We start from the raw sequence: 20,961 nt of genomic DNA on the forward strand, positions 1-20,961 counted from the left end.
TAAGATGCAGCAAGCTGAGCACATTTTTATTATTGATGATGACCCAATAAATAAGATGGTCCTAAGTAATACATTAGGTGATGGCCATCGGTTATCCCATAGCACTGACACTAAGTTATGTATTGATGAACTAAAAGCAAGCAAACCAGACCTTATTATTTTAGATGTGTTAATGGCTGACGGCGCTGGGTTTTCTGTTTTAGAGTGCCTAAAAAAGGATGCGAGCACTTACGGTATTCCCGTTGTCGTGATCTCCGGTAGTGTGAGCTTTAAAGATGAAGCACGAGGTTTGGAGTTAGGGGCCGTGGATTATATTACTAAACCCTTTAACCCTTTGATTGTAAAAGCCAGAATCAAAAACCATTTAGCAATAAAAAAGAAAAATGATCTGCTAGAAAAGCTAGCCTCTATCGATGGTTTAACGGAGTTGCCCAATCGTAGATATCTAGATGAAGCGATGAAATCAGCATTAGAAATCGCAAAAGCTGATGGCAGTGCGTTTACCGTTATGCTGGTTGAGGTGGACTATTTTAAAACGTTTAATGAGCATTATGGCTACATGCATGGTGATGATTGTTTATTTAAGGTCGCCAAAGCGCTAGAAGAAGGCGCAACCCGACGTTCTTTATTTATTGGCCGTTTTGATGGTACTCGTTTTGCGTTGGTGCTAACTCAGCATAATATCGATGTAATTAATGAGATAGCAGAAGCGTTGCATGACTCGGTTAATGCGTTAAAAATCCCCCATATTGCCTCACCGATATGTGCTCATGTGAGCGTTAGCATTGGTGCAGTTCATATTGAAAATCACTGTAGTAGTGAGCTTGGTGAGTTGATCAAAATGGCAGATAGTGCCCTTGCCGTTGCACAAAAGCAGCAAAGCACGGTATTTATTAAAGCGTTATAAATATCTAAAGCCACATGCAGGGAAAAGAGCGTATCCGCATTATTCACCATCCTTGGTGCAATAAGGTCTTACTGAATTTGTTTTAGTGCGTTGTCGCCAAAGCCAACCAGTTGGTTGTTTTTGAATACCAATGGCGTGCACTCATCTTTTGTTACTTTGCCGTCTGAGTGTTTGCTGTTGGTTGCATAGTAAAGCACTTGATAGTTGTCGCCGTCTTTTGACACCAACTCGCTAAAATCAGGGGTTGCAAACATGTCTTTTACTGATGAGTAAGACGCGCCCATTTCAAGGTTGGCAATCTTCTCACGATTTTTACGCTGTTTATGTTCCCAGTTAGACGAGTTGTATTCAGAAGCCCAACCATGCTCTACTTCACCGTCGGATACAGCAACGATACAGCCTGATAATAGAGTAGAGCTAAGCGCAGCCACTAACATTAATTTTTTCATTGTTGTTTTCCTTTTTAATTTTGTTGCTGAGCAAATAATGCAAACAGCCATTTGTTTTTTGCTTGAATTATCCCAGAGGTGCAAACTCTTTGCCAACTAATAAAGTTTATAAATATCAGTTTGTTGTTGGTTTTTAATCAGTTTGTAGTTGATGATTTTCACTAACATTTGGCTATATCACTCACTAAAACAATAATCTAGACCACTCGGTTTCTCGTTGTCCCAGCCACAAAACTTTCAATATTAATGGCAATTTCGCCGACTAAACGTTCGATGGCCTCTTTACTTGCCCATGCCGTATGCGGTGTTAAAAGCAAGTTTTCCCCTTGGTATTGAACGAGTGGGTTGCTTGCTTGTGCCGGCTCTTGTGTGAGGACATCCACAGCAGCACCAGCTATTTGCTCGTTAGTTAGTGCATCCACCAGCGCTTGCTCATTGACTATTCCGCCTCTTGCGGTGTTGATAAGATAAGCATGGTTTGGAAGTAGGGCGAACTCAGCACTTGAAATCAGGTTTTCTGTTTCAGCGGTAAGCGGGCAGTGAATCGATACAATATCCGCAATCTGCAGTGCTTCTTCAAAAGCCATTCGTCCTGCTCTAACCTCAGTTACGCCTCTACGTTCGGCAACAATTACCTGAGCTCCAAATGCTTGTGCGACTTTTGCAACGGCTTCTCCTAACGTTCCATGGCCTACGATCACAAAGTTTTTGCCTGCAATTTCATTGATGCTGTAGTCCAAACGACAAAACATGTCACTTTGCTGCCAAAGCCCTGCATGGCAGTCTTGCTGGTAACGATGAATATTTGTCATTAAGTTACCAAGCATAGTAAAGGTGTGCTGCACGACAGAAGGCGTCGAATAACCAGCCACATTGGCAACCGCAATGCGATGGGCTTTTGCGGCTGCTAAGTCGATGTTGTTGACGCCTGTGGCCGCAACACAAATCAGTTGTAATTGCGGTAACGCCGCGATCGTTTCTTCAGTTAATTGTACTTTATTGGTGATGATGACTGCTGCATCTTTACAGCGTGTGATGATGTCCTCACTGGATGTGGTGTCGTAAGACGTTAATGTGCCTAGTTTGGCAATGAGGGAAAGATCGGTTCCTGCAAGGGTTTTAGCGTCTAATACCACGATTCGCATTATTTTTATCCTTTTCTTGACTTTGGAGTTAACTCTAAGGTTTATACTTGTGATGTCGACTAGGATAATCTTCAGGACTTGGGAGTGTAAAGTGGTAAAGATTGGTGAGCTGGCAAAGCGGCTTAACGTATCAACTGACACGTTAAGGTATTATGAAGCAAACGATCTCCTACACCCTTGCACAAGGAGCGAGGGCGGGTATCGGTTGTTTGATGAGCAAAGTGAAAAGCAAATGCGCTTTATTCTTCGCGCGAAGGAAGTGGGGTTCAGCCTCAAAGAAGTGCAAGACTTGCTGAAGATAAAGTTTGAAAAGCATCAGCACAGTTGTGAAGAAGTGAAAACACTGACTATCACTAAACGAGATTTAGTGAGAGCGCGTATCGCTGAGTTACAAAAATTTGAACAATCGTTATCGACGCTAGCAGAGCAATGCTGCGGCGGTAAGGAAGCGGCTGTGAGCTGCTCGATTTTAACGGCCTTGGAGGCTATCGATGAATGAACTGATAGTAAATTTTTGGCAGCTATTTTTAGTATCTGCCCCGTGGTTACTGCTTGGCCTAATATTGGCCGGGTTACTTAATGTATTTATTCCAAAAGATTTGTTGCAAAAGCATTTAGGGAAAGAAGGATTTTGGACGACGATAAAGGCAGCACTGATTGGGGCGCCGATGCCGCTTTGCTCTTGCGGCGTTATTCCAGCTGCAGTGGGACTGAGAAGAGCGGGCGGCTCAAAAAGTGCGACAACCGCATTTTTAGTCTCAACGCCTGAAACTGGCGTGGACTCTATCTCGGTTTCTTATGTGCTACTTGGTCCTTTTATGGCGATAATTAGGCCAATTGCGGCTGTGGTTAGCGCAATTGCGGCTGGGTTGCTCGTTGGCAGTGAGAAAGATGATAAGCCTGTGTCGCTAAAGCACCTTAATACCTCAGAGGAATCAAGCGCGACTAGCGGTTGTTGTGACGCTAATCATCACTCAGAGCCAAAGCCTGCTGAAAAGCATCACAGCCATGATAGCTGTTGCGCCAGCACTAAAGTGGAAACCGCAAAAGTAAGCTCAAGCTGCTGTGCGCCTGCAGGCCCTCAATTAGCAATGGCAGGGGCGAATATGTCTTGTTGTGATACTCCGGAGCCTACCGTAACCAGTTGTTGCGATGCTTCATCAGCCACGACAAGTTGTTGTGAGCCAGCCCCCGTACCTGAAAACCAAGGGGTTTTTGGCAAAATTGTAGAAGCTGTTAAGTTCAGCTGTAATCAATTACTGTCCGACACTGCTGTTTGGCTACTTATCGGTTTATTCTTTGCAGCGTTAGTGCAAACCTTTGTGCCTGAATCTTTCTTATCTCAATGGGGCGACGGTATTATTGCCATGCTAGTGGTTATTCTTATCAGTATCCCAATGTATATTTGCGCCACCGCTTCAACTCCAATCGCTGCGGGTTTATTAATGGCTGGTGTTTCACCTGGTGCGGTATTGGTATTTATGCTCGCAGGTCCTGCAACTAACATCGCCACAATTGGGGTGGTAGGTAAAGAATTAGGGCGTCGTGCCGTGTTTGCCTATTTGGGCGGCGTTATCGGGGTTGCGCTTATCTTTGGCTATTTAACTGATTACTTAGTTAATACTTACGGTTTTGTAGTAACGCCGATGATAGGTGAGGAGCACGAAGTGCTACCACATTGGTTAACAGTATCGATGGGCGCATTATTAGCAGCACTCTTACTAAGATTAGCTATACTCAAATTAGGTAAAGTTGTTAGAAGATAAACAATTGTGGTACTTTTTACCGTATTACAATTGCATGACGCTTAAGCATTAAATGTTCCAACTTGGTATATCGCCTTGGTGGTCAGACATGAAATGCTTAGCGTCTGTTTATTTGACACGGTAGAATGCGTTCCAGTATTCGTTAATCCGACAATTTGAGAAGTAGAGTGGATAAATACGCTGACATTAGACCGTATAATGATGATGAAGTAGTGCCAGCATTGGCACGTCTACTAGGTGATGATCAATTCATTGATGTGATCGCCAAATATAACCTGCCAACTTGGTTGAATGCCTGGCCTGTTATTGCACGCCCACTCGTAAGAATGAAACTAAAAAAGAAGTGGGGAGATTTTTGTACGATTGAACAAGTACAAGATGAAGTGGCGTACTATCTACAAATTTTAATCAATAAAACGACGTCTAAAGTGACTTATTCTGGCCTTGAAACATTGGACTCGAATACCTCGTATTTATTTATTTCAAATCACCGTGATATCGTATTAGACCCTGCGCTTGTTAACTGGGGCTTGCATCAGCAAGATATGCGTACGGTGCGTATCGCTATTGGTGATAACTTACTACAAGTACCTTATATCACTGAGCTTATGCGCCTTAATAAGAGTTTTATAGTAAAACGTTCGGCAAAGGCGCCGAAAGAAATGCTAAAAGCATTAACCCAGCTTTCTGCCTATATTTTTGACTCATTGAGTGAAGGTAACTCCATTTGGATTGCGCAAAAAGAGGGGCGTGCAAAGGATGGAGTAGATCAAACCGATCCAGCACTGTTAAAAATGCTACAGCTCAATGGTCGCAAACAGAAGCTAGATTTTTCAGAATATGTAAAGCAGCTCAGGATAGTGCCCGTTGCCATCTCCTATCAATATGAGCCATGCGCGGTTGCTAAGGCTAAAGAGCTATACCATAAAAAGCAGTTTGGCCAATATGTGAAAGCACAAGGCGAAGACATTGCTAGCATTGTCGAGGGCTTTAGTTCAGATAAAGGCCATGTGCATATCGCATTTGGCGATCCTATCACTGCGGATGTTGAAAACCCAGATGAGCTGGCGAATGTCATTGATAAACAGATTTTAGATTTATACTATCTGCATTCAACCAATCACCTAGCAGCAGGTGATGATGCGCAAGTGAGTCCAGAAGATAAAGAGGACTTTATCTCTAAACTAGAGTCTGTACCGGAAGAGCTGAAGCAATTGGTGTTGAGCATGTATGCCGAACCACTGCGTCGCAAAGGCATTTAATAGCAGTGAGCAAGCGCAACCGTAGTCTTAGGTGGTTGCGCTTTCATTCGTTTAATTAATAACTTTATGATAATAAACGACTTCCATATCTCCTAAAATATCTTTGTGAAGCCCTTTTTTCACATAATTCATCCCAAGTTTCTGCATAATTTTGATGGATCCAAGGTTCTCTTCTTCAGCGATAGCGCTCAAGTGCGTCAAGGTAGGATTGGCTGCTATTAGGTCTGGAATAATATGTTGTGCGGCCTCTGTTGCAAACCCTTTGCCCCAAGAGGCTTGTTTAAAACGCCAACCAAGCTCTAAATCCTGATCGTTTCTTTGTTCTGAAAAGAAATTAGCAGGGCGAACCAAAATCCAACCAATAAATGCCTTGTTTGGCAGCTCGAAACAACCCCAAAGCCCCCAACCTTTGATCTCATCGGTAAACTCTGTTAAACGTGGAATATATACAGTTTTTACTTCTTCAAGTGAGTTAGTCTGACCGCCTGTGATGTATTTCATTACCTCAGGGTCGCTATCAAGATCGGCGAGCAGCTGTGCATCTTGTGAGGTGAGTAGGCGATAACTCAGTCTTGCAGAGTCCTTTACTTGCATTTTTTACTCCTAATGAAACCCAATAAAACTTTAGAGTACAAAAGCTTATGTCATGAGTAAAGATGTTGCATAAGTTTGCATAGACGCCAGCCGAGCGCTTTACTAAAATACGCCGGCATTTTTAGATGGGGAACAGAGTGAATAATTCAGTACTAGCGCTTAGACAGCGTCAAATCGCTGCGGCTCAACGCGAATATAAGGCAAGGGGATCAAAGCTTGCGCGTTGTGAATGCTGCTTATTAGCCACGACTCTATGTATTTGCGATAAAGTCGAAGTGGCCAAAGCAGACTGTGCGGTGTGTTTGCTTATGTATCATAATGAAAGCTTTAAGCCCTCCAACACCGGACGCTTGATTGCCGATGTGATCCCAGATAATCATGCCTTTCGTTGGGACAGAACTGAGCCTGACGCTGCGTTATTAGCGCTTCTTTTGGACGAGCAATATGCACCAATAGTCGTTTTCCCAGAGCAAGGCGTGGAGCCTGAACGGGTAATTACTAAGGTGACTCGCACTGAAAATAAAACACCACTATTTATCTTTTTGGATGGGACATGGCGTGAAGCTAAGAAAATGTTCAGAAAGAGCCCCTACCTCGATAGTTTACCTGTGTTATCCATCGCCCCTGAAAAGCTCTCGGATTACAAGCTACGAGTCGCGCCGCATGAACATCAGCTTGGTACGGCAGAAGTTGCGTGTGTGTTGTTTGCCGAATGCGGCGAGCAGGATGCGGCAGCTAAATTAACCGCGCATTTTATCGATTTCAGAGATGCCTACTTAAAGGGTAAGCGCAGTAAACTGTAGGCTGAGCCCTAACCGTAGGTCGAGGTTTATCTCGACAAAATAACCGCATTATTTACGAAATATGGCGAGCAAGATGATAGTAGATCGAGATTTATCTCGACAAAAAGCTGCATTATTTACGAAATACAGCAAGCAAGATGCCGGTAGGTCGAAATTTATTTCGACAAAAAGCTGAATTGTTTACGAAATACGGCAAGCAAGATGCCGGTAGGTCGAGACTTATTTCGACAAAAATCTGAATTGTTTACTAAATGCGGCGAGCAAGATGACGGTAGGTCGAAATTTATTTCGACAAAAAGCTGAATTGTTTACGCGGTACAGCGAGCAAGACGGCGGTAGGTCGAGATTTATCTCGACAACACAAACGTAATATCACGCGATAAATAGGAACAAAATAAGAAGCGCGCGACCCATTGCTGAGTCGCGCTTACGGAATCTTCTAAATGCATCCTGCAAAGTTGAGTAGTTCAACGTCCTGAATCTTTCCTCTTCCATGGCATCGCTTGGTGTTCTCGTTTTGCGAATAAAGGCGTCTTGCCCTGTGTCCATCTTCCTTTTACACGTCCGATGTCTTATCCATTGCCATCCACTTGCTAAGAACAAGCCCTTGTTCTAATTGTCCCTATTTGCTACTTTCCAAAATAGCAGTGCCAATCATCACTTTTTTACCTTGGCACTTGGTAGCCTGAACGTGTTGCTTCAAGCTAGGTGTTGCACTGTTAATTGCAACAATTGGCATCTCCTAAGCCACATTTTACCAGTACATCCGATGTACCTTCCTTCCTCATCCTTAACCACCTGCATATCCAATGCAGTAACGTTATCCCTCAACGTTTAGCCTCTCCCCTGAAGCAATCCTTAGGCTCATCATGAACCTTTAATCCCTGTCCTTTAATGTAATCACACCATGTGACATACAATCTCGCTCGCTTTTCCCTATATTCCTTTAAGTGGGTGCTTATCCATTAGCAAATCCTGCCCTGAGCGTATCCCGTGTATCCTTTATCTCTCTTCCTGAGATGTTGTTAAGTATAAGCAGACTAAAAAAAATCGGGAGCAGGGAAAATCAATCTTTTTTGCGTCTTTTTCTAGTAATAATAAATAACTTTATATTTTTTAATTGCTTAGTTTAATTCTGGGTGTTATTTCAGCACGTCTTTACTCAATTTCTGGTAGCTAAGTGAGATATATCTCACAGGTAATTCTCCCGTTTTCTACAACGCTAATTTTATCTTGAGCGTAGTTTCAAATATTCAGGGTGTAAAACGGCACAATTACAGGTAGAATTAGTTGATAATAATTATTGTTTACCTAATGGAGTCTTTATGAAAAAAGCACTTGTTACTATACTGGCAACGCTTACTTGCCTACCAGCAATGGCTGCAGAGGAAGTTAATATCTACTCGTTTAGACAACCTTTTCTGATCCAACCTATTTTGGATGACTTCACCAAGCAAACCGGTATCAAGACCAATGTGGTTTTTGCAAAAAAAGGCTTAATCGAGCGTGTTAAGCGTGAAGGCAAGCATAGCCGTGCTGATCTCGTACTCACTTCAAACTTCAGTGCGCTAATTCAACTTGAAGACGAAAACCTAACACAAGCAATTAACAGCGAAGCTGTAACCAAGAATATCCCAGCGAACTTCAGAGATCCTGAAGGTCAGTGGGTTGCGCTTACTAAGCGTGTACGCAATGTATATTCTGCAAAAGACCGTGTAGGCAAGTTAGATGCGCTTACGTATGAAGCGCTAGCGGATGAACAATACCGCGGTAAAATTTGTACACGCTCAGGTAAGCATCCCTATAACCTTGGTTTAGTGGCGTCTATGATTGCCCATCATGGCGAAGCAAAGACCAAAGAATGGCTTGAAGGTGTGAAGAAAAATTTAGCTCGTAAGCCTCAAGGTAACGACCGTGCACAAGTCAAAGCAGTAAAAGAAGGACTGTGTGATTTGGCCATCGGAAACAGCTATTACTTCGGTAAGATGATGGAAGATGAAAAGCAAAAAGCCTGGGCTGAAGCGGTATATATCAACTTCCCAAATCAACAAGATCGTGGTTCTCATATCAACGTTTCTGGTGTTGTCTTGACCAAGCACGCTAAAAATACAGAAAATGCCTTGAAACTCATTGAGTTTATGACCGACAATAAGGCGCAAAATATGTATGCGTCGATGAATATGGAATACCCGGTTAAACCTGGCGTCGAGTTATCGAAACTTGTGGCATCTTGGGGTGAGTTTAAGGAAGACAGCCTACCATTGTCAGAGATCAGTAAATACCGTCCGTTAGCGCTTAAGCTAATCGATGAGGTAAAATTTGACCTTTAATGCAATTATCATTTTCACTGTCTAAATGGCAGAGTTTTGCGTGGCTGATAGGGCTTAGCCTATCAGTCCCGCTGATGTTTTTAATCTTTGAGTCGCTACAACCTGACTCCGAAGTCTTTGCTCACCTTTGGAACACCGTTTTGTGGGACTATGTCCGCAATACGATTTGGCTGATTGTAGGTGTATGCATCCTTTGCGCTTTAATCGCGCTACCACTTGGCTGGCTAACCGCGTACTGTGAGTTTCCTGGACGGCGCTTTTTCGAATGGTCGTTGATGCTACCCCTTGCGATGCCAACCTATTTGATTGCTTACGTGTATACCGATTTGCTGGATTATGCTGGGCCTGTACAAATAGCGCTGCGAGAGTGGTTTGGTTGGCAATCCCCAGACGATTATTGGTTCTTTGATATTCGCACTTTGTCAGGTGCTATCGTGATGATTGCACTGGTGCTTTATCCTTATTTGTTTTTGATTTTTAGAACGGCGCTAAGAGAGCAGTCGTTTAAGCTGGTGCAAGCCAGCCAATTGATGGGTAAGTCGCCTTCACAGAGCTTCTTTAAGGTAAGTTTACCTTTGTCGCGAGGGGCGATTGTGGCGGGGCTGGCACTGATCGCCATGGAAAGCATGGCAGATTTTGCAACCGTACATTACTTTGCCGTGAGTACACTAACCACCGCCGTTTACGATACTTGGTTGGGTTATTATTCACTTACTGCTGCGGCTAAAATTTCAGGCATCATGCTACTGTTTTTATTTTTAGCCCTAACACTGGAGCGAGTAAGCCGCCCAACTCAGGTAGTGCATGAGCGCCAATCGAGTGTTAACAGTACCACGCTTTATCATCTTAAAGGCGCGCAGGCTTGGTTCGCTAGTGCTTTTTGTTGGCTTATTCTTATTGCGGCTTTTATTGTGCCTACATGGGTGCTTGCAGATTACGCCATCGACTATTTTGAACAAGCTTGGAATGACGACTTTTTCTTGTATGCGTGGCAAAGTTTAAAAATAGCGTTTTGGGTAAGTGTGGTATTAATTATCATGAGCATGCTGGTGGTGTTTAACCAGCGAGTTAGCAGTGGTAAACGCGTCACGCTGCCGGGCAAGCTTGCGAGTACCGGATATGCGCTACCGGGCACTGTGCTGGCAATTGCAGTACTTATTCCACTCACTTTATTAGACGACAAGCTAAATACTTGGCTTGAAGGCTCCTCATTTGAGCCTGGTTTGCTGTTCAGCGGGACGATTTTTGCACTGGTTTTTGCTTACGTTGTACGATTTTATGCGATTGCGCAAGGTGCGGTCGAATCGAGTTATCAGCGGATCAGTCCAAGTCTAGATATGGCAAGTTTTTCGTTGGGTCGCAATCGTTTCAAAACCATGTTATCAATACATTTGCCATTGCTGCGTCGTGGTATTTTAACCGCAGCACTGTTGGTTTTTATTGAGTGTATGAAAGAACTTCCAGCGGCATTGTTATTACGACCCTTTAATTATGAAACACTGGCAACACACGTTTTCCAATATGTGAGTGATGAGCAGCTGGAGTTGGCTTCTGTCTCTGCGTTATTTATTGTGTTGGTTGGTTTAATTCCGCTTTATGTTGTAAACCGTTCTATGGAGCAGCGAAGTTAATGCATAGTTTAGTGCTTGAAAATCTCTCTTATCGTTATGACGGTGAAGCCGTTGTGGATAGCCTAAATCTGACTGTAGAACAAAACGAGATTGTTTGTTTGCTTGGTGCCAGTGGCTGCGGTAAAACGACCACGCTGAAGGCGATAGCGGGCTTGATAGAACCATTTCAAGGCTCGGTGAGTATTTTAGGCAACGCCATGAATGGTAATGGCGCTTTTGTACCTCCACAAAAACGCAATATTGGCATGATGTTTCAAGACTATGCGCTATTCCCACACCTCACTGTGGCGCAAAATGTGGCGTTTGGTTTAACCTTAAAAAGCAAGCGTGAACGTCAAGACCGAGTAGCTGAAATGCTCCATTTGGTGCAGCTGCAAGACTATAGCGACCGTTTTCCACACGAGCTTTCAGGTGGCCAACAACAACGTGTCGCAATTGCGCGAGCACTGGCGTACAAGCCAAATCTGTTGCTGCTTGATGAGCCGTTTTCAAATATAGATGCTCAAGTGCGGTTTCAGTTAATTAACGATATTCGCCGTATAATCAAAGATCAGCAAGTTTCCGCGATTTTTGTTAGTCACTCGAAAGAAGAAGCTTTTGCTTTTGCCGATCGGTTGGCAATAATGGATAAAGGGAAAATCGCACAAGTGGGTGAGCCGAGAACGTTATTCCAACGACCAAAGAGCAAAATGGTTGCCGAGTTTTTGGGTCAGGGAATTTATATTCCTGCACAACGAGTGAATGGCGCTTCGGTAGAAACCCAATTTGGTGCCGTAAAATCACTCGTTGAGCTCGGTAATATCGACGCGAAGGGTGAAATGTATGTGAGGCCGCAGCACATTACGTTAGAAAACGCCGAGCTTGGCAGCGTTAAAATACTCAATCAGCGCTTTATGGGAACAGAGTACATTTACCGTGTTGCATTAGAGGGTCAAGAGCTCGAAGTACCGCATCCAGCGCATGAACCGCTCGACTTAAATCAACCAATCTCTTTAAAAATTAAGGCACATGCTGTAAATTTCTTTTCTTAATAGCAAATGAATAAACGCAGGGAGTAGAGCATGGCGCTTGCCCAATCAGGTGTGTGTGCTGAAGCCAATTTGCACGGCTTACACTTGTTCTTCAATGTGCTTGAAGGGCAAGACGAGGCGCTAAGAGCGGCGCTCGCAAATTGTGGACGCTTGCAAGAGGAGTTGGAAGACAGATTCTCCGAGTCTATGCTGTCGAGCTTTGTCGCGGTTGGTGCGCAATACTGGCCGCACATTTATCCTGAGTTTATTCCTAAAGAGTTAAAAAGCTTTCCACATATTGTTGAGGCTGAGCACACCGTGCATACTCAGCCTTTTGACTTGCTTTACGTGATCCGCTCCGACCGAGAAGACGTTAATCATATCTTTGCTCAAAGTGTGCTGCACATGCTAAATGGCCTAGTCGAAATGGTGGCACATGTGCGCGCTTTCCGTTTCTTAGATGGTCGTGATTTTAATGGCTTTATTTATGGTGCAGACATCCCTAGAGGGCGCAATAAACGGGAAGTTGCACTTGTGCACAACCCAAATGCAGCCGACCACCTTGGTAGTTATATTCACGTACAGCGGGTGAAGTTTGATTTACTGCGCTGGCAGGCGTTGCCGCTTGCTGAGCAAGAGCAATTAATGGGGCGTACGCGTCTCGACAATGACCTAATTGAAGATTGCGAACCCTGTAATCATGCGGCATTAACCGAATTGAAAGACGCAAACGGTAATGCGCTACTGCTTAACCAAAGCATGCCATTTGGTGATGTATTTGAACAAGGAAGCTTGTCGCTAAGTTGCAGTGCCAAGGGCGATGCTTTTGAGCTGGTGCTAAGAAGCCGATTGGGGGAAGGGGATGAATACGACCCCATATTGGATTATTCTAGTGCCGATATGGGCTCTGCGTTTTTTGCACCCTCACTAGAGTTTTTGGCGGTGATGGCAAAAATGCCGGAGTAAGTTATTTTTTAACCTGAACTCGGGGTAAGAAGTTAGTTAAGCTACTAAAATACCTAAGTTCAAAAGCGTATTATCACTCTAGCCAGAAGTTATTTCTTAATACAAGGCAAATTTGTGCGTCAATAGCTGGCCTATTGCAAGCAAATTTAACGTAGTAGTAAGGGATAACAGCTGCTAGAGAACAAGTTGTTATCCCGAGTTCAGGTTTTTTAACTCTACATAGCCAAAGCCCATCCATGGACTTTGACTTGTTTCGTAAGCGTTTTTCCCCGTTACAACATATACGGGTTTTTCGCTGGTGAACCATTACTAACTACAGGCCTTGATTGAATATCCTCTAGCTTTTGTAAAATGTCTTTTAGCTGTTGCTGCTGGACTTGTTCAGCGCTTGAGTTTGCCAAGGTATTTGTTAGCAAAGTGGTGACGGCTTCAAGCGCTTTTGCACTGCTATCATCAATGTGATTGTCGACTTGAATATGCGGTTGTGCCACCGCTTCTAAGCGCTCAGACAGGTTTTCAAATAACGTATTTTGCTGCTGACCTTGTTGGCCCAATGCTTGTTGTATTTGCGCTTGGGTGCTGAGCAAGTCATTGAGTTTGCCAAGGTTAGTGAGTAGCTGCTCGTTGTTCGCGGTGTGTTTGATAGCGTTTTGCAGCCCCGCAATTTCCTCAGCGACTTGTTGCTGTGAAGCTATCAATTGTTTTAGCGGTGTAGCGTAAGGTTGCTGCGTTAAGGCCTCACGTAGCTCAGTTAACTGCGTGGCAAACTCTTGCTCGTTAAGCACTTGAGCCAATTGTTGCAATAGCGCACTGTAATCAAAGCTAAGCTGCTCTTTGTCGAGTTTAGCGGCGATTTGCGAAAGGGATTTATTGACAAAGCTTAGCTGTTCAACTGCCAATTGCGCAGGGCTTCCCTCATCGCTATTGCGGTGCAGGCGGGCATATTCGGCCTTGATTTCATGCCAGCGCGTTGCTTCTTCATCCGTTAAGGTACCGCGTAATTCAGCCAGTTTCAGTAAGTTTTCTTCGCTGCCTTTGCTAAGCGTTTGTGCTTCACCGCGATAGTGATCTTGAATTAGGTTTTCAAGTTCACTGTCATTCATGGCAGCAACCACCTTTTCAGCCATCTTATTCATGTTCCGGTAACTGCCTTGTAGCTTAAATGGCGGCTCGGTTCGATAGTTATCATCTTGCGCTGCTGAGGCAATATATTGGGCATTTACTTTGAGCACGGTGTTGCGGATGGTGAGCAGCTTTTTCAGTACGCTGACAACTTCATTCACTTGCGCTTGAGAGTAATTAAATTCCAATTCATTGATGGAGATGTCTTCTCCGTCGGCAATGCGTACTAGCTTGTACAAGTCTTCCATACCACGATTGGCAAGTGGCGCGAGCACCGCATTGGAAGTGAGCGTATTTTCAATAAAGCTCATGGCAAATTCTTGTTCGCAGCCACTGAGGGTGTCACCGAGGTTGTAAATATCGGCGCGGTTGGCAAGCATATCTGGGATCTTAAAGGATTCACCGGATTCGGTGTAGGGGTTTCCTGCCATCACAACGGCAAATTTTTTGCCTCTCAGATCATAAGTTTTACTGCGGCCATTCCACACACCGTCTATGCGTCTTGAACCATCACATAAAGAGATGAATTTTTGTAAAAACTCGGGGTTGGTATGCTGAATATCGTCAAGGTACAGCATCACATTATTGCCCATCTCAAAGCTTTGGTTGATCTTCTCAATTTCTTTTGCGGCGGTCGCGTTGATGGCTTGAGCAGGATCTAAAGAGACTTGGTCGTGACCAATGGATGGACAGTTGACCTTAACAAAGGTGAGTCCTAAGCGGTTAGCCACATACTCGATTAACGTGGTTTTACCATAGCCCGGTGGGGAGATAAGCAGCAACATGCCCATTAAGTCGGTGCGTTTATTGTTTCCTGCAGCCCCTATTTGTTTTGCTAAGTTATCGCCAATAATAGGGAAGTAGACTTTATCAATCAGCTGGTTACGTACAAATGAGCTTAGCGGTCTAGGTTTAAACTCATCCAATTGCAAGCGCTGCTTTTGCGCCTCAAGCACTTGTGCTTTTAACTGTTGATACTGTTTGTAGGCCGGAACATGAACCGTGAGATACTCGTTACTACGGGCAAAAAAGTCTGCATAATCTAGGCGTAGCACTTGGTTCTCGATACGTGGGTGTTGGCCCATTAAACCTGAAATTTCGGTTTTTATGTCGGCTTCTTTGACTTGGTATGTGATATCTAACTGGGTGGAAAGCAAAATGCAGTTAGCGGCCTCAAGCAAGGTCTCAGTACTTTCATTTTGCTTACTGCCATAGGCGCGCAGCCAGCTGCTTAACAGGCGGGATTTGTCCACAAGTTTAGTCAAATGTGTTAATGAGTCTTCAAGCTGTTGCCAAACGCCTTTGGCCTTTGCCATCGAGATAAACTGCTCGCTGGTGTGTTTTGCAGGTGAAGCCAAATCAAATTGTCTCGGCTTAACTTGCTTGGCAAGGGCTTTAATTAAGTAAGTTGCGCTTAACTCGCCTGAAAAGCGGTGTAGCTCGGTTAAATAGCTCGATAAATTTTGTTGGCAAAATGCCGTGATCTTTTCACTCAATTCTTTGCTTAGCTGTTGGCTAAAACTATGGTCATCTAACTTCGTTGCCATCAGCTCTGCTTGTGTGGCCTGAAACGCCAATTCAGCTAGCTCAGCCTTGCTTTGTTGAGTATAAAATAGCTGTGCCGCAATTCGACAGCTAGCAGGGTAGACGAGTAACTCAAGCTGTCGTTTTTGTTTTAGTAAATTAGCTAAGATCAGGCTGGCATCTTGATCATGAATGCCTTTTTCATAGCCTTCTTGATATCTGGGTTCTGCAAATTTTTGTACGATGGGCAGTAAACTTCCGTCATCAACGGCAAGTTCTAGATCTGCTTGACTAAAGTCGTTGCCGTCTTGCTCCGCAGCTGCTAATACTTGAGCTGCAAGGTACTCGCCTCGATATAAGTGACGATTTTCTGAGATCAGGTTTTGCTGCCAGTATGTGCTTGCGTCATTGAGTTGTTGATTGACAGTGGCGTCAGGAATAGTATCGAAATACTCAGTGCCGGTGAGGTGTAACATCAGCTGTTCACCACGAGGCAGCAAAGTCAAATCAAGGATTTGTTTATTGAAACTAAACGCATGTTTGCCGACTTTAACGGTATTGCCACCATCAATGTAAATATCTTGCTTGTCTCGCAAAGCGCGGATTGCTTGATCTTTGCAGGCCTTGAGTTTGGCTTGAATATCATCCGCCTTCACTTCATCGCTTAGGCGCTTTAGCTCTTGCGTTAAATCACGCAGCTTGCCAATCATAGGATCGGAGGCAAAATAGCTATTGATGTCGTCTAAGGTTTTAAAACTTTGCGAGCGTCGATTCACCCCCTGTAAAATACGCTCAGCAGCGTTTGCTAGGCTTAGTGCTCGGCGCTGTCTTTCGTCGATGAGCTGCTGTTTATGCGCCTCAAAGCTTTCATAAACGTCATCACGTTTAGCCAAGATCTCCGTTAAAAACTCATCATACTGACTAAATTGAGACTCGAGCTCTTCTAATTGGATAAGTAAGCGAGAGAGCTGATCGTCACATTGCTCTGGGGTTTTGGCAGCGCTTAGACCGCTGGTAATACTTTGGCTGAAAAGCTTAAAGCGAGCCGCGAATTCGGCTTTTGCTTCAACACTACCCACGCTCTTTTTCTGGATTTCTAACGCTGCTTTGGCGCGGTTTACTTGACCATAAATGGCGCTGACATCTTCCAAAATTTTAGTGCGAATGCGGCTATCGTCAATGTCGAGATCCAGCATGGTATGGTTGAGCAAATCAAGTTCAGCGCTCAAGGTTTCCAAGGTTGCCAAAAAGCCGTTAAGCTCGGTGACACTCTCTGTCTGTGCTCTGGCTTGCTCTAAGGAGTCTAGTTGCTCGTAGTAGGGCGCCAAAGCACTATCTTGCTGCAAGAACTCCGCGGTTTTATGGCTTAAACTCAAGGTTTGCTCATCAATCTGCTGCAGCATGACAGATAGCGCGCCAAGATTGATATACTTCACTTCTTCAAGGCTTATCACTTTGCCTTTCAAGCGTTTGAGAGATTCTAAGCTCTGAACGAATTGCTCCGCTGTTTTAAAGCTATCAGGTCTCACCTCGCGAAGCACATCTTGCATGGCTTGCTCTATTTCCGCTTCTGCGCGCCGAGCGTCGGCCTCAATTTGGCTTACCTTTTCAAATTCGTCGAGTACCTGCTCCGAAGTTTCAAAAATTTCATGTAGTTTTGCTGTGACGTCTGCAAAGTCCGCTTCAGCAAGCCAATGATAGCGGTCTAAAATACTGCGGGTGAGGGCAATTAAATCTTCATAATGAAAGACCGTGGGGCTTTGTTCGTTAATGGCTTTGAACACACTGTATAAATCAGAAATCGCGCGTACTAAATCCGGGTTGCCGATCCGGCCAAATAAGCCGCTTGCGCGAGGGGCTTGTGCGGCAAACTCGCTGCCACAAAATGGGCTTTGCCAGATTTGAATAGGGTGCACGCGCTCAGGCTCAGGCTCTGCTTTAAAGGTTAGCGCTAAGCCATCGTCATAAATTCCATAGCCATGACAATAAATAGGATTTTGCAGGTTTTTCTCAATAATATTGTAAGAGAAAAGTGCGTAGCGACCCTCGTTTGGTTCGTAGAAGATATACAGTACATCTTCACCATTGGGTGATTTGATCTGGCGATGGAAAATTAAATCGTCCAGTTGGTCGTCAAAATAGCGTGTTTGCCCAGATTGTAAATAATAGCCACCAGGAAAAATAATTCCTTGGTTCTCAGGTAATTGAACACAGGCACCACCCAGCGCATCTTGGCGCAATACCTGTTGGGTGCGGCAATTATAAATAAAATAACGCCATTGTTTTTCTCGGTAGGGAAGTAACTTTAACAACACCATTTCGCCAACTTCGGCAAAACGTAAATCGCAATCTGCGAGTGATTGACTGGCGTCATCAACGGCTTCTTGATAAATACCTTCACCGCTTTGGGTATTGTTTTCTATTTTTACGGTGAGTTTGCCACTCGATACTTCAATAAATACTTTGTCGTTTACATTAATATGTGGGTGACGGCCTTCGACGTGATCGGCGCGATCGGTTTTTTGCCATTCAAAGTCAAAGTTTTCCACTTCGCCTAGGTCACGCTCTCCTCGGTTATCAATGTAATCTAAGGTTTCGTCTTTGGCGATTTGCCAGCGAAACACGCGGACATCAGAGAGCTTTTCGCCAATCTGAAATAGTGCAAAAAGCTTGTTTGATTTAACAAATAGGTGCTGTAGACGGGTGTCTTTGTAATACGTGTATAGTTCGGCGAAGTCCCGTAAGAAACGTTGATCAGTGAGGAATTTGGTTTCTTGCGGGTAAGGTTCTATTTCGTAATGATCTTCTTGCAAGTGTAGCTTTTGTACGGTGAATACATCGCTGACTTGGGTATTTTGTTTAAGCCCCATAAAGACATTATAAGCAAAGATAAGCTTGTCGCCGATCAGTACGATGTCGCGCGGTACGCAGTTATGCTCAGTACGAACTCTTGCTCGACCTTTCACTTTAAGCTCGGTGCTGCCAAAAGTATCAACACGCTGTTGGTTGAGTTTATCTATTTGACTTTTCAGTTCGCTGCCAAAGTTACTAAGTCGGCGTTTAATCAGTTGATAAGAGTCTTGTTCGAGCGTTCGCTCTGGCGCTTGTTGCGTTGCTTCCGTCATTCTTTGCTTTCCTATGTGCGCTGTCGCAAATGGGGGAGAGGAGCCAAGCAGATTGACTCCTCAGGGTTAATTACTCTAGTGGTTCGCTTTGTTTACTGCCATTTAACGAGCCGCCAAGTAACTTGAGTAGCTGCTGTTTGTCCGCATCTGAGCTATTGCTTAGTTGTTGGAAGAACTTACTCATGTTGATGTTTTTTAGCGTTTCCGACGACGCATTAGCACCAGCCAACACCCCTTTTAGGTCGTCCATCAAATTACGCTCACCGTTTAGGTGATCTTTAAATACGGTTTGTACCGTCTTACTTTCGCCGACTAAGCCGTCAATTGACTTGCCCACTGTGATGGCATTCATAAATTGGTTAAAGAACTGGCCGTCGCCGCCCATAAAGTTGATATCAGCACCGCTCAGTGCTTTACCTAATACTTCAGCCTGACTTGCAGAAACCTGCTTGTTCGCTTCGATACTCGCAAGCGTCAGCTCTTTCTGTTGGTTTAACTGTAGCGTGAAGCCTTCGTATTCACGGGCGTCTTTATCCATCTTATTCAGTGCTTCCAGCTTCTCTGTAAGGCCTTTGGCTTCTGCTGACATCTTACGCTCAAGGTTGATAGCTTCTGCTTCACCTTGTTTTTCAATTGCCTCAGCCATTGCTGATTGAACCTCAGCTTCTGCCAAACCAATTTCACGTTTGCCTTGCGCTTCGGCTTCACTTTGCTTCTTAGTTGCTTCTGCCATTGCTGCCTGTACATCGGCTTCGGCGCGGCCAATATCACGTTTACCTTGTGCTTCGGCTTCTAGCTTTTGCTGTAGCACTTTGGCGTCTGTTTCACCCTGTATCGCACTTGCTGCGGCTTTAGCCTTGATGATATCGGCTTCTGCAAGACCAGGTGCAGCAGCTTCAACCTGAGCAGCCTCGGCAAGAATTTTCTTCGACTCTGCGGTTTGGTTCGCAATACGTAGCTCTGCTGCGGCCATTTTTTCCATTTCACGGGCTTTAAATTCGGCAGCTTGCTCTTTAGCTTTAGCCGCTTCAATATCTTTAACCAACGCTTCTTCGGCCTCAGCTTGAGCAAGAATAATTTTCGCTTGCTTTTCACGCTCGGCTTCAGCAATACGTTGCACGTCTTTGATGCGCTCTTGTTCCTCGGCAACGGTTTTCTCAACGGCAACCCGTTCACGCTGAACATCGGCAATCTCTTTACGTTCAACTTCTAGCGCTTTGGCCTTTTGAATACGTAGTATTTCGGTTTCACGCTCACGTTCGATAATTTCAATCTGGCGAGAACGCGTGACTTTTTCTTCTTCTATACCGAGTAAGCGAAGGCGGTTTTGCTCTGCAACATCGATTTCACGCTGTTTATTGTGCTCTGCAATTGCAATTGCTTCGTCCGCTTTGAGGCGTGCTTCTTCGGCTTTTAAGCGCTCTTCATGCTTAACACGTTCAGCTTCTGCGGCTTCGCGAGCGCGCACCGATTCGATTTCACGACGCTGTCTCGCGCTGGCATCTTCTCGTTGGCGCTCGACTTCTGCGGCTTTTTCAAAGGCTGCTTGATTTTGGTTGTCGATTTGCGCTTTTTCATCGCATTTAAGTTGGTTCGTTTCCACGTTTTGGCGTGAGGTTTTTTCGGTAATACGGCGAATACCTTCAGCGTCAAGAATGTTATTTGGATCTAACTTGTCGATAGAGGTTTGTTCAAGATAATCAATCGCCACATCTTCTAACGTATAGCCAGATAAATCTTGTCCAATCACTTCTTTAATAGAATCTCGGAACTCATTACGATGGGTAAATAGCTCCTCAAAATTCATGCGCTTACCAACGGTTTTCAAGGCTTCGGAGAATTTTGCCTCAAATAATGCTTGTAAGGTTTCTGGTGCCGATGCGCGGGCACAGCCAACTTGTTTAGCAACGCGTAGGATATCTTCTTTGTTTTCGTTTACGCGAATGTAAAAAGTGATGGCGATGTCGGCACGGATATTGTCTTTACAGATCAGGCCGCTGTTTTCACGACGCTCCAATACCATGCGGTTAGTTGAAATATCCATGACTTCCATTTTATGGATCACAGGTAGCACAATGCCGCCTGTAGTCGTGACATCCGGCTCGTTTTTCATCTTGTTGATGATCAATGCCTGACCTTGTTCAACCTTGCGGTAGAACTTTCCAATCAGAAGTAGAATGGCAAAAATAATGACGATGGATATGCCCACGATTGCGAGCACCGGTCCGAGGTTGTTTAGAAATTCCATGTTTTTTCCTGCGTTGCGCTATATTGTTTGAGCTGGTATTAGCTATACCAACTCGTTCCTAAATTCCGTTATTTTCCGT

Annotated in this window: 15 protein-coding genes; 9 read left to right on the forward strand and 6 right to left on the reverse strand. The window is 44.4% G+C overall.

Translation table 11 applies throughout. The features are described from left to right. Nucleotides 1-4: 4 nt before the first annotated feature. Complete coding sequence (locus tag NH462_RS08965) at nucleotides 5-907, forward strand: diguanylate cyclase (protein ID WP_010372328.1); 903 nt, start codon at nucleotides 5-7, stop codon at nucleotides 905-907. A gap of 68 nt (nucleotides 908-975) precedes the next feature. Here NH462_RS08965 and NH462_RS08970 read toward each other — a convergent pair whose 3' ends face one another. Both NH462_RS08970 and NH462_RS08975 read right to left on the reverse strand, forming a co-directional pair. After that, on the reverse strand, nucleotides 976-1,356 hold the full coding sequence (locus tag NH462_RS08970; RefSeq protein WP_010606064.1) for a DUF3192 domain-containing protein: 381 nt from the start codon (nucleotides 1,354-1,356) through the stop codon (nucleotides 976-978). A 197-nt stretch (nucleotides 1,357-1,553) separates the two neighbouring features. Next, the gene (locus NH462_RS08975) at nucleotides 1,554-2,501 is read right to left on the reverse strand and encodes a D-2-hydroxyacid dehydrogenase (protein ID WP_253105453.1); all 948 of its coding nucleotides are present in this window, start codon (nucleotides 2,499-2,501) and stop codon (nucleotides 1,554-1,556) included. A gap of 91 nt (nucleotides 2,502-2,592) precedes the next feature. On the opposite strand from NH462_RS08975, the gene zntR reads away from it, so the two are divergent. The 3 genes from zntR (at nucleotide 2,593) to NH462_RS08990 (ending at nucleotide 5,529) form a co-directional block, all read left to right on the forward strand. Then, entirely contained in the window at nucleotides 2,593-3,000 is a 408-nt protein-coding gene (gene zntR / locus NH462_RS08980; RefSeq protein ID WP_010606066.1) for a Zn(2+)-responsive transcriptional regulator, read from the forward strand. Continuing rightward, complete coding sequence (locus NH462_RS08985) at nucleotides 2,993-4,267, forward strand: SO_0444 family Cu/Zn efflux transporter (RefSeq protein ID WP_010372316.1); 1,275 nt, start codon at nucleotides 2,993-2,995, stop codon at nucleotides 4,265-4,267. The genes zntR and NH462_RS08985 overlap by 8 nt, the downstream gene beginning before the upstream one ends. A gap of 167 nt (nucleotides 4,268-4,434) precedes the next feature. Further along, nucleotides 4,435-5,529: a 1-acyl-sn-glycerol-3-phosphate acyltransferase gene (locus tag NH462_RS08990; protein WP_253105455.1), complete on the forward strand. Its 1,095-nt coding sequence runs from the start codon at nucleotides 4,435-4,437 to the stop codon at nucleotides 5,527-5,529. Between the two features lie 51 nt (nucleotides 5,530-5,580). On the opposite strand, the gene NH462_RS08995 is transcribed toward NH462_RS08990, so the two are convergent. Then, the gene (locus NH462_RS08995) at nucleotides 5,581-6,123 is read right to left on the reverse strand and encodes a GNAT family N-acetyltransferase (protein ID WP_010372310.1); all 543 of its coding nucleotides are present in this window, start codon (nucleotides 6,121-6,123) and stop codon (nucleotides 5,581-5,583) included. A gap of 137 nt (nucleotides 6,124-6,260) precedes the next feature. Here NH462_RS08995 and NH462_RS09000 point away from each other — a divergent pair, with 137 nt between their 5' ends. Beyond that, nucleotides 6,261-6,926 (forward strand): DTW domain-containing protein, encoded by a 666-nt coding sequence (locus NH462_RS09000; RefSeq protein ID WP_017216423.1) that lies wholly within the window; start codon nucleotides 6,261-6,263, stop codon nucleotides 6,924-6,926. Between the two features lie 372 nt (nucleotides 6,927-7,298). Here the strand turns inward: NH462_RS09000 and NH462_RS09005 are convergent, their stop codons facing one another. Then, nucleotides 7,299-7,475 carry a hypothetical protein gene (locus NH462_RS09005; protein WP_017216422.1) on the reverse strand — a complete coding sequence of 59 codons (177 nt, stop codon included), beginning with the start codon at nucleotides 7,473-7,475 and terminating at the stop codon, nucleotides 7,299-7,301. An 827-nt stretch (nucleotides 7,476-8,302) separates the two neighbouring features. Here NH462_RS09005 and NH462_RS09010 point away from each other — a divergent pair. The 4 genes from NH462_RS09010 to NH462_RS09025 are packed head-to-tail and all read left to right on the forward strand — an operon-like array spanning nucleotide 8,303 to nucleotide 12,863. Beyond that, complete coding sequence (locus NH462_RS09010) at nucleotides 8,303-9,256, forward strand: Fe(3+) ABC transporter substrate-binding protein (protein WP_086009217.1); 954 nt, start codon at nucleotides 8,303-8,305, stop codon at nucleotides 9,254-9,256. Beyond that, nucleotides 9,256-10,887 (forward strand): iron ABC transporter permease, encoded by a 1,632-nt coding sequence (locus NH462_RS09015; RefSeq protein ID WP_253105457.1) that lies wholly within the window; start codon nucleotides 9,256-9,258, stop codon nucleotides 10,885-10,887. Before NH462_RS09010 ends, NH462_RS09015 begins: the two co-directional genes overlap by 1 nt. After that, the gene (locus NH462_RS09020) at nucleotides 10,887-11,918 is read left to right on the forward strand and encodes an ABC transporter ATP-binding protein (protein WP_253105459.1); all 1,032 of its coding nucleotides are present in this window, start codon (nucleotides 10,887-10,889) and stop codon (nucleotides 11,916-11,918) included. The genes NH462_RS09015 and NH462_RS09020 overlap by 1 nt, the downstream gene beginning before the upstream one ends. Before the next feature lie 30 nt (nucleotides 11,919-11,948). Next, nucleotides 11,949-12,863, forward strand: a complete 915-nt coding sequence (locus NH462_RS09025; protein WP_010372296.1) for a Dyp-type peroxidase — start codon at nucleotides 11,949-11,951, stop codon at nucleotides 12,861-12,863. A 272-nt stretch (nucleotides 12,864-13,135) separates the two neighbouring features. Here the strand turns inward: NH462_RS09025 and NH462_RS09030 are convergent, their stop codons facing one another. Then, complete coding sequence (locus NH462_RS09030) at nucleotides 13,136-18,634, reverse strand: DNA repair ATPase (RefSeq protein ID WP_253105461.1); 5,499 nt, start codon at nucleotides 18,632-18,634, stop codon at nucleotides 13,136-13,138. A gap of 70 nt (nucleotides 18,635-18,704) precedes the next feature. Continuing rightward, the gene (locus NH462_RS09035) at nucleotides 18,705-20,882 is read right to left on the reverse strand and encodes a hypothetical protein (RefSeq protein WP_253105463.1); all 2,178 of its coding nucleotides are present in this window, start codon (nucleotides 20,880-20,882) and stop codon (nucleotides 18,705-18,707) included. Nucleotides 20,883-20,961 lie beyond the last annotated feature (79 nt).

This window comes from Pseudoalteromonas sp. OANN1, from assembly GCF_024124685.1.
GTDB lineage: Bacteria > Pseudomonadota > Gammaproteobacteria > Enterobacterales > Alteromonadaceae > Pseudoalteromonas > Pseudoalteromonas piscicida.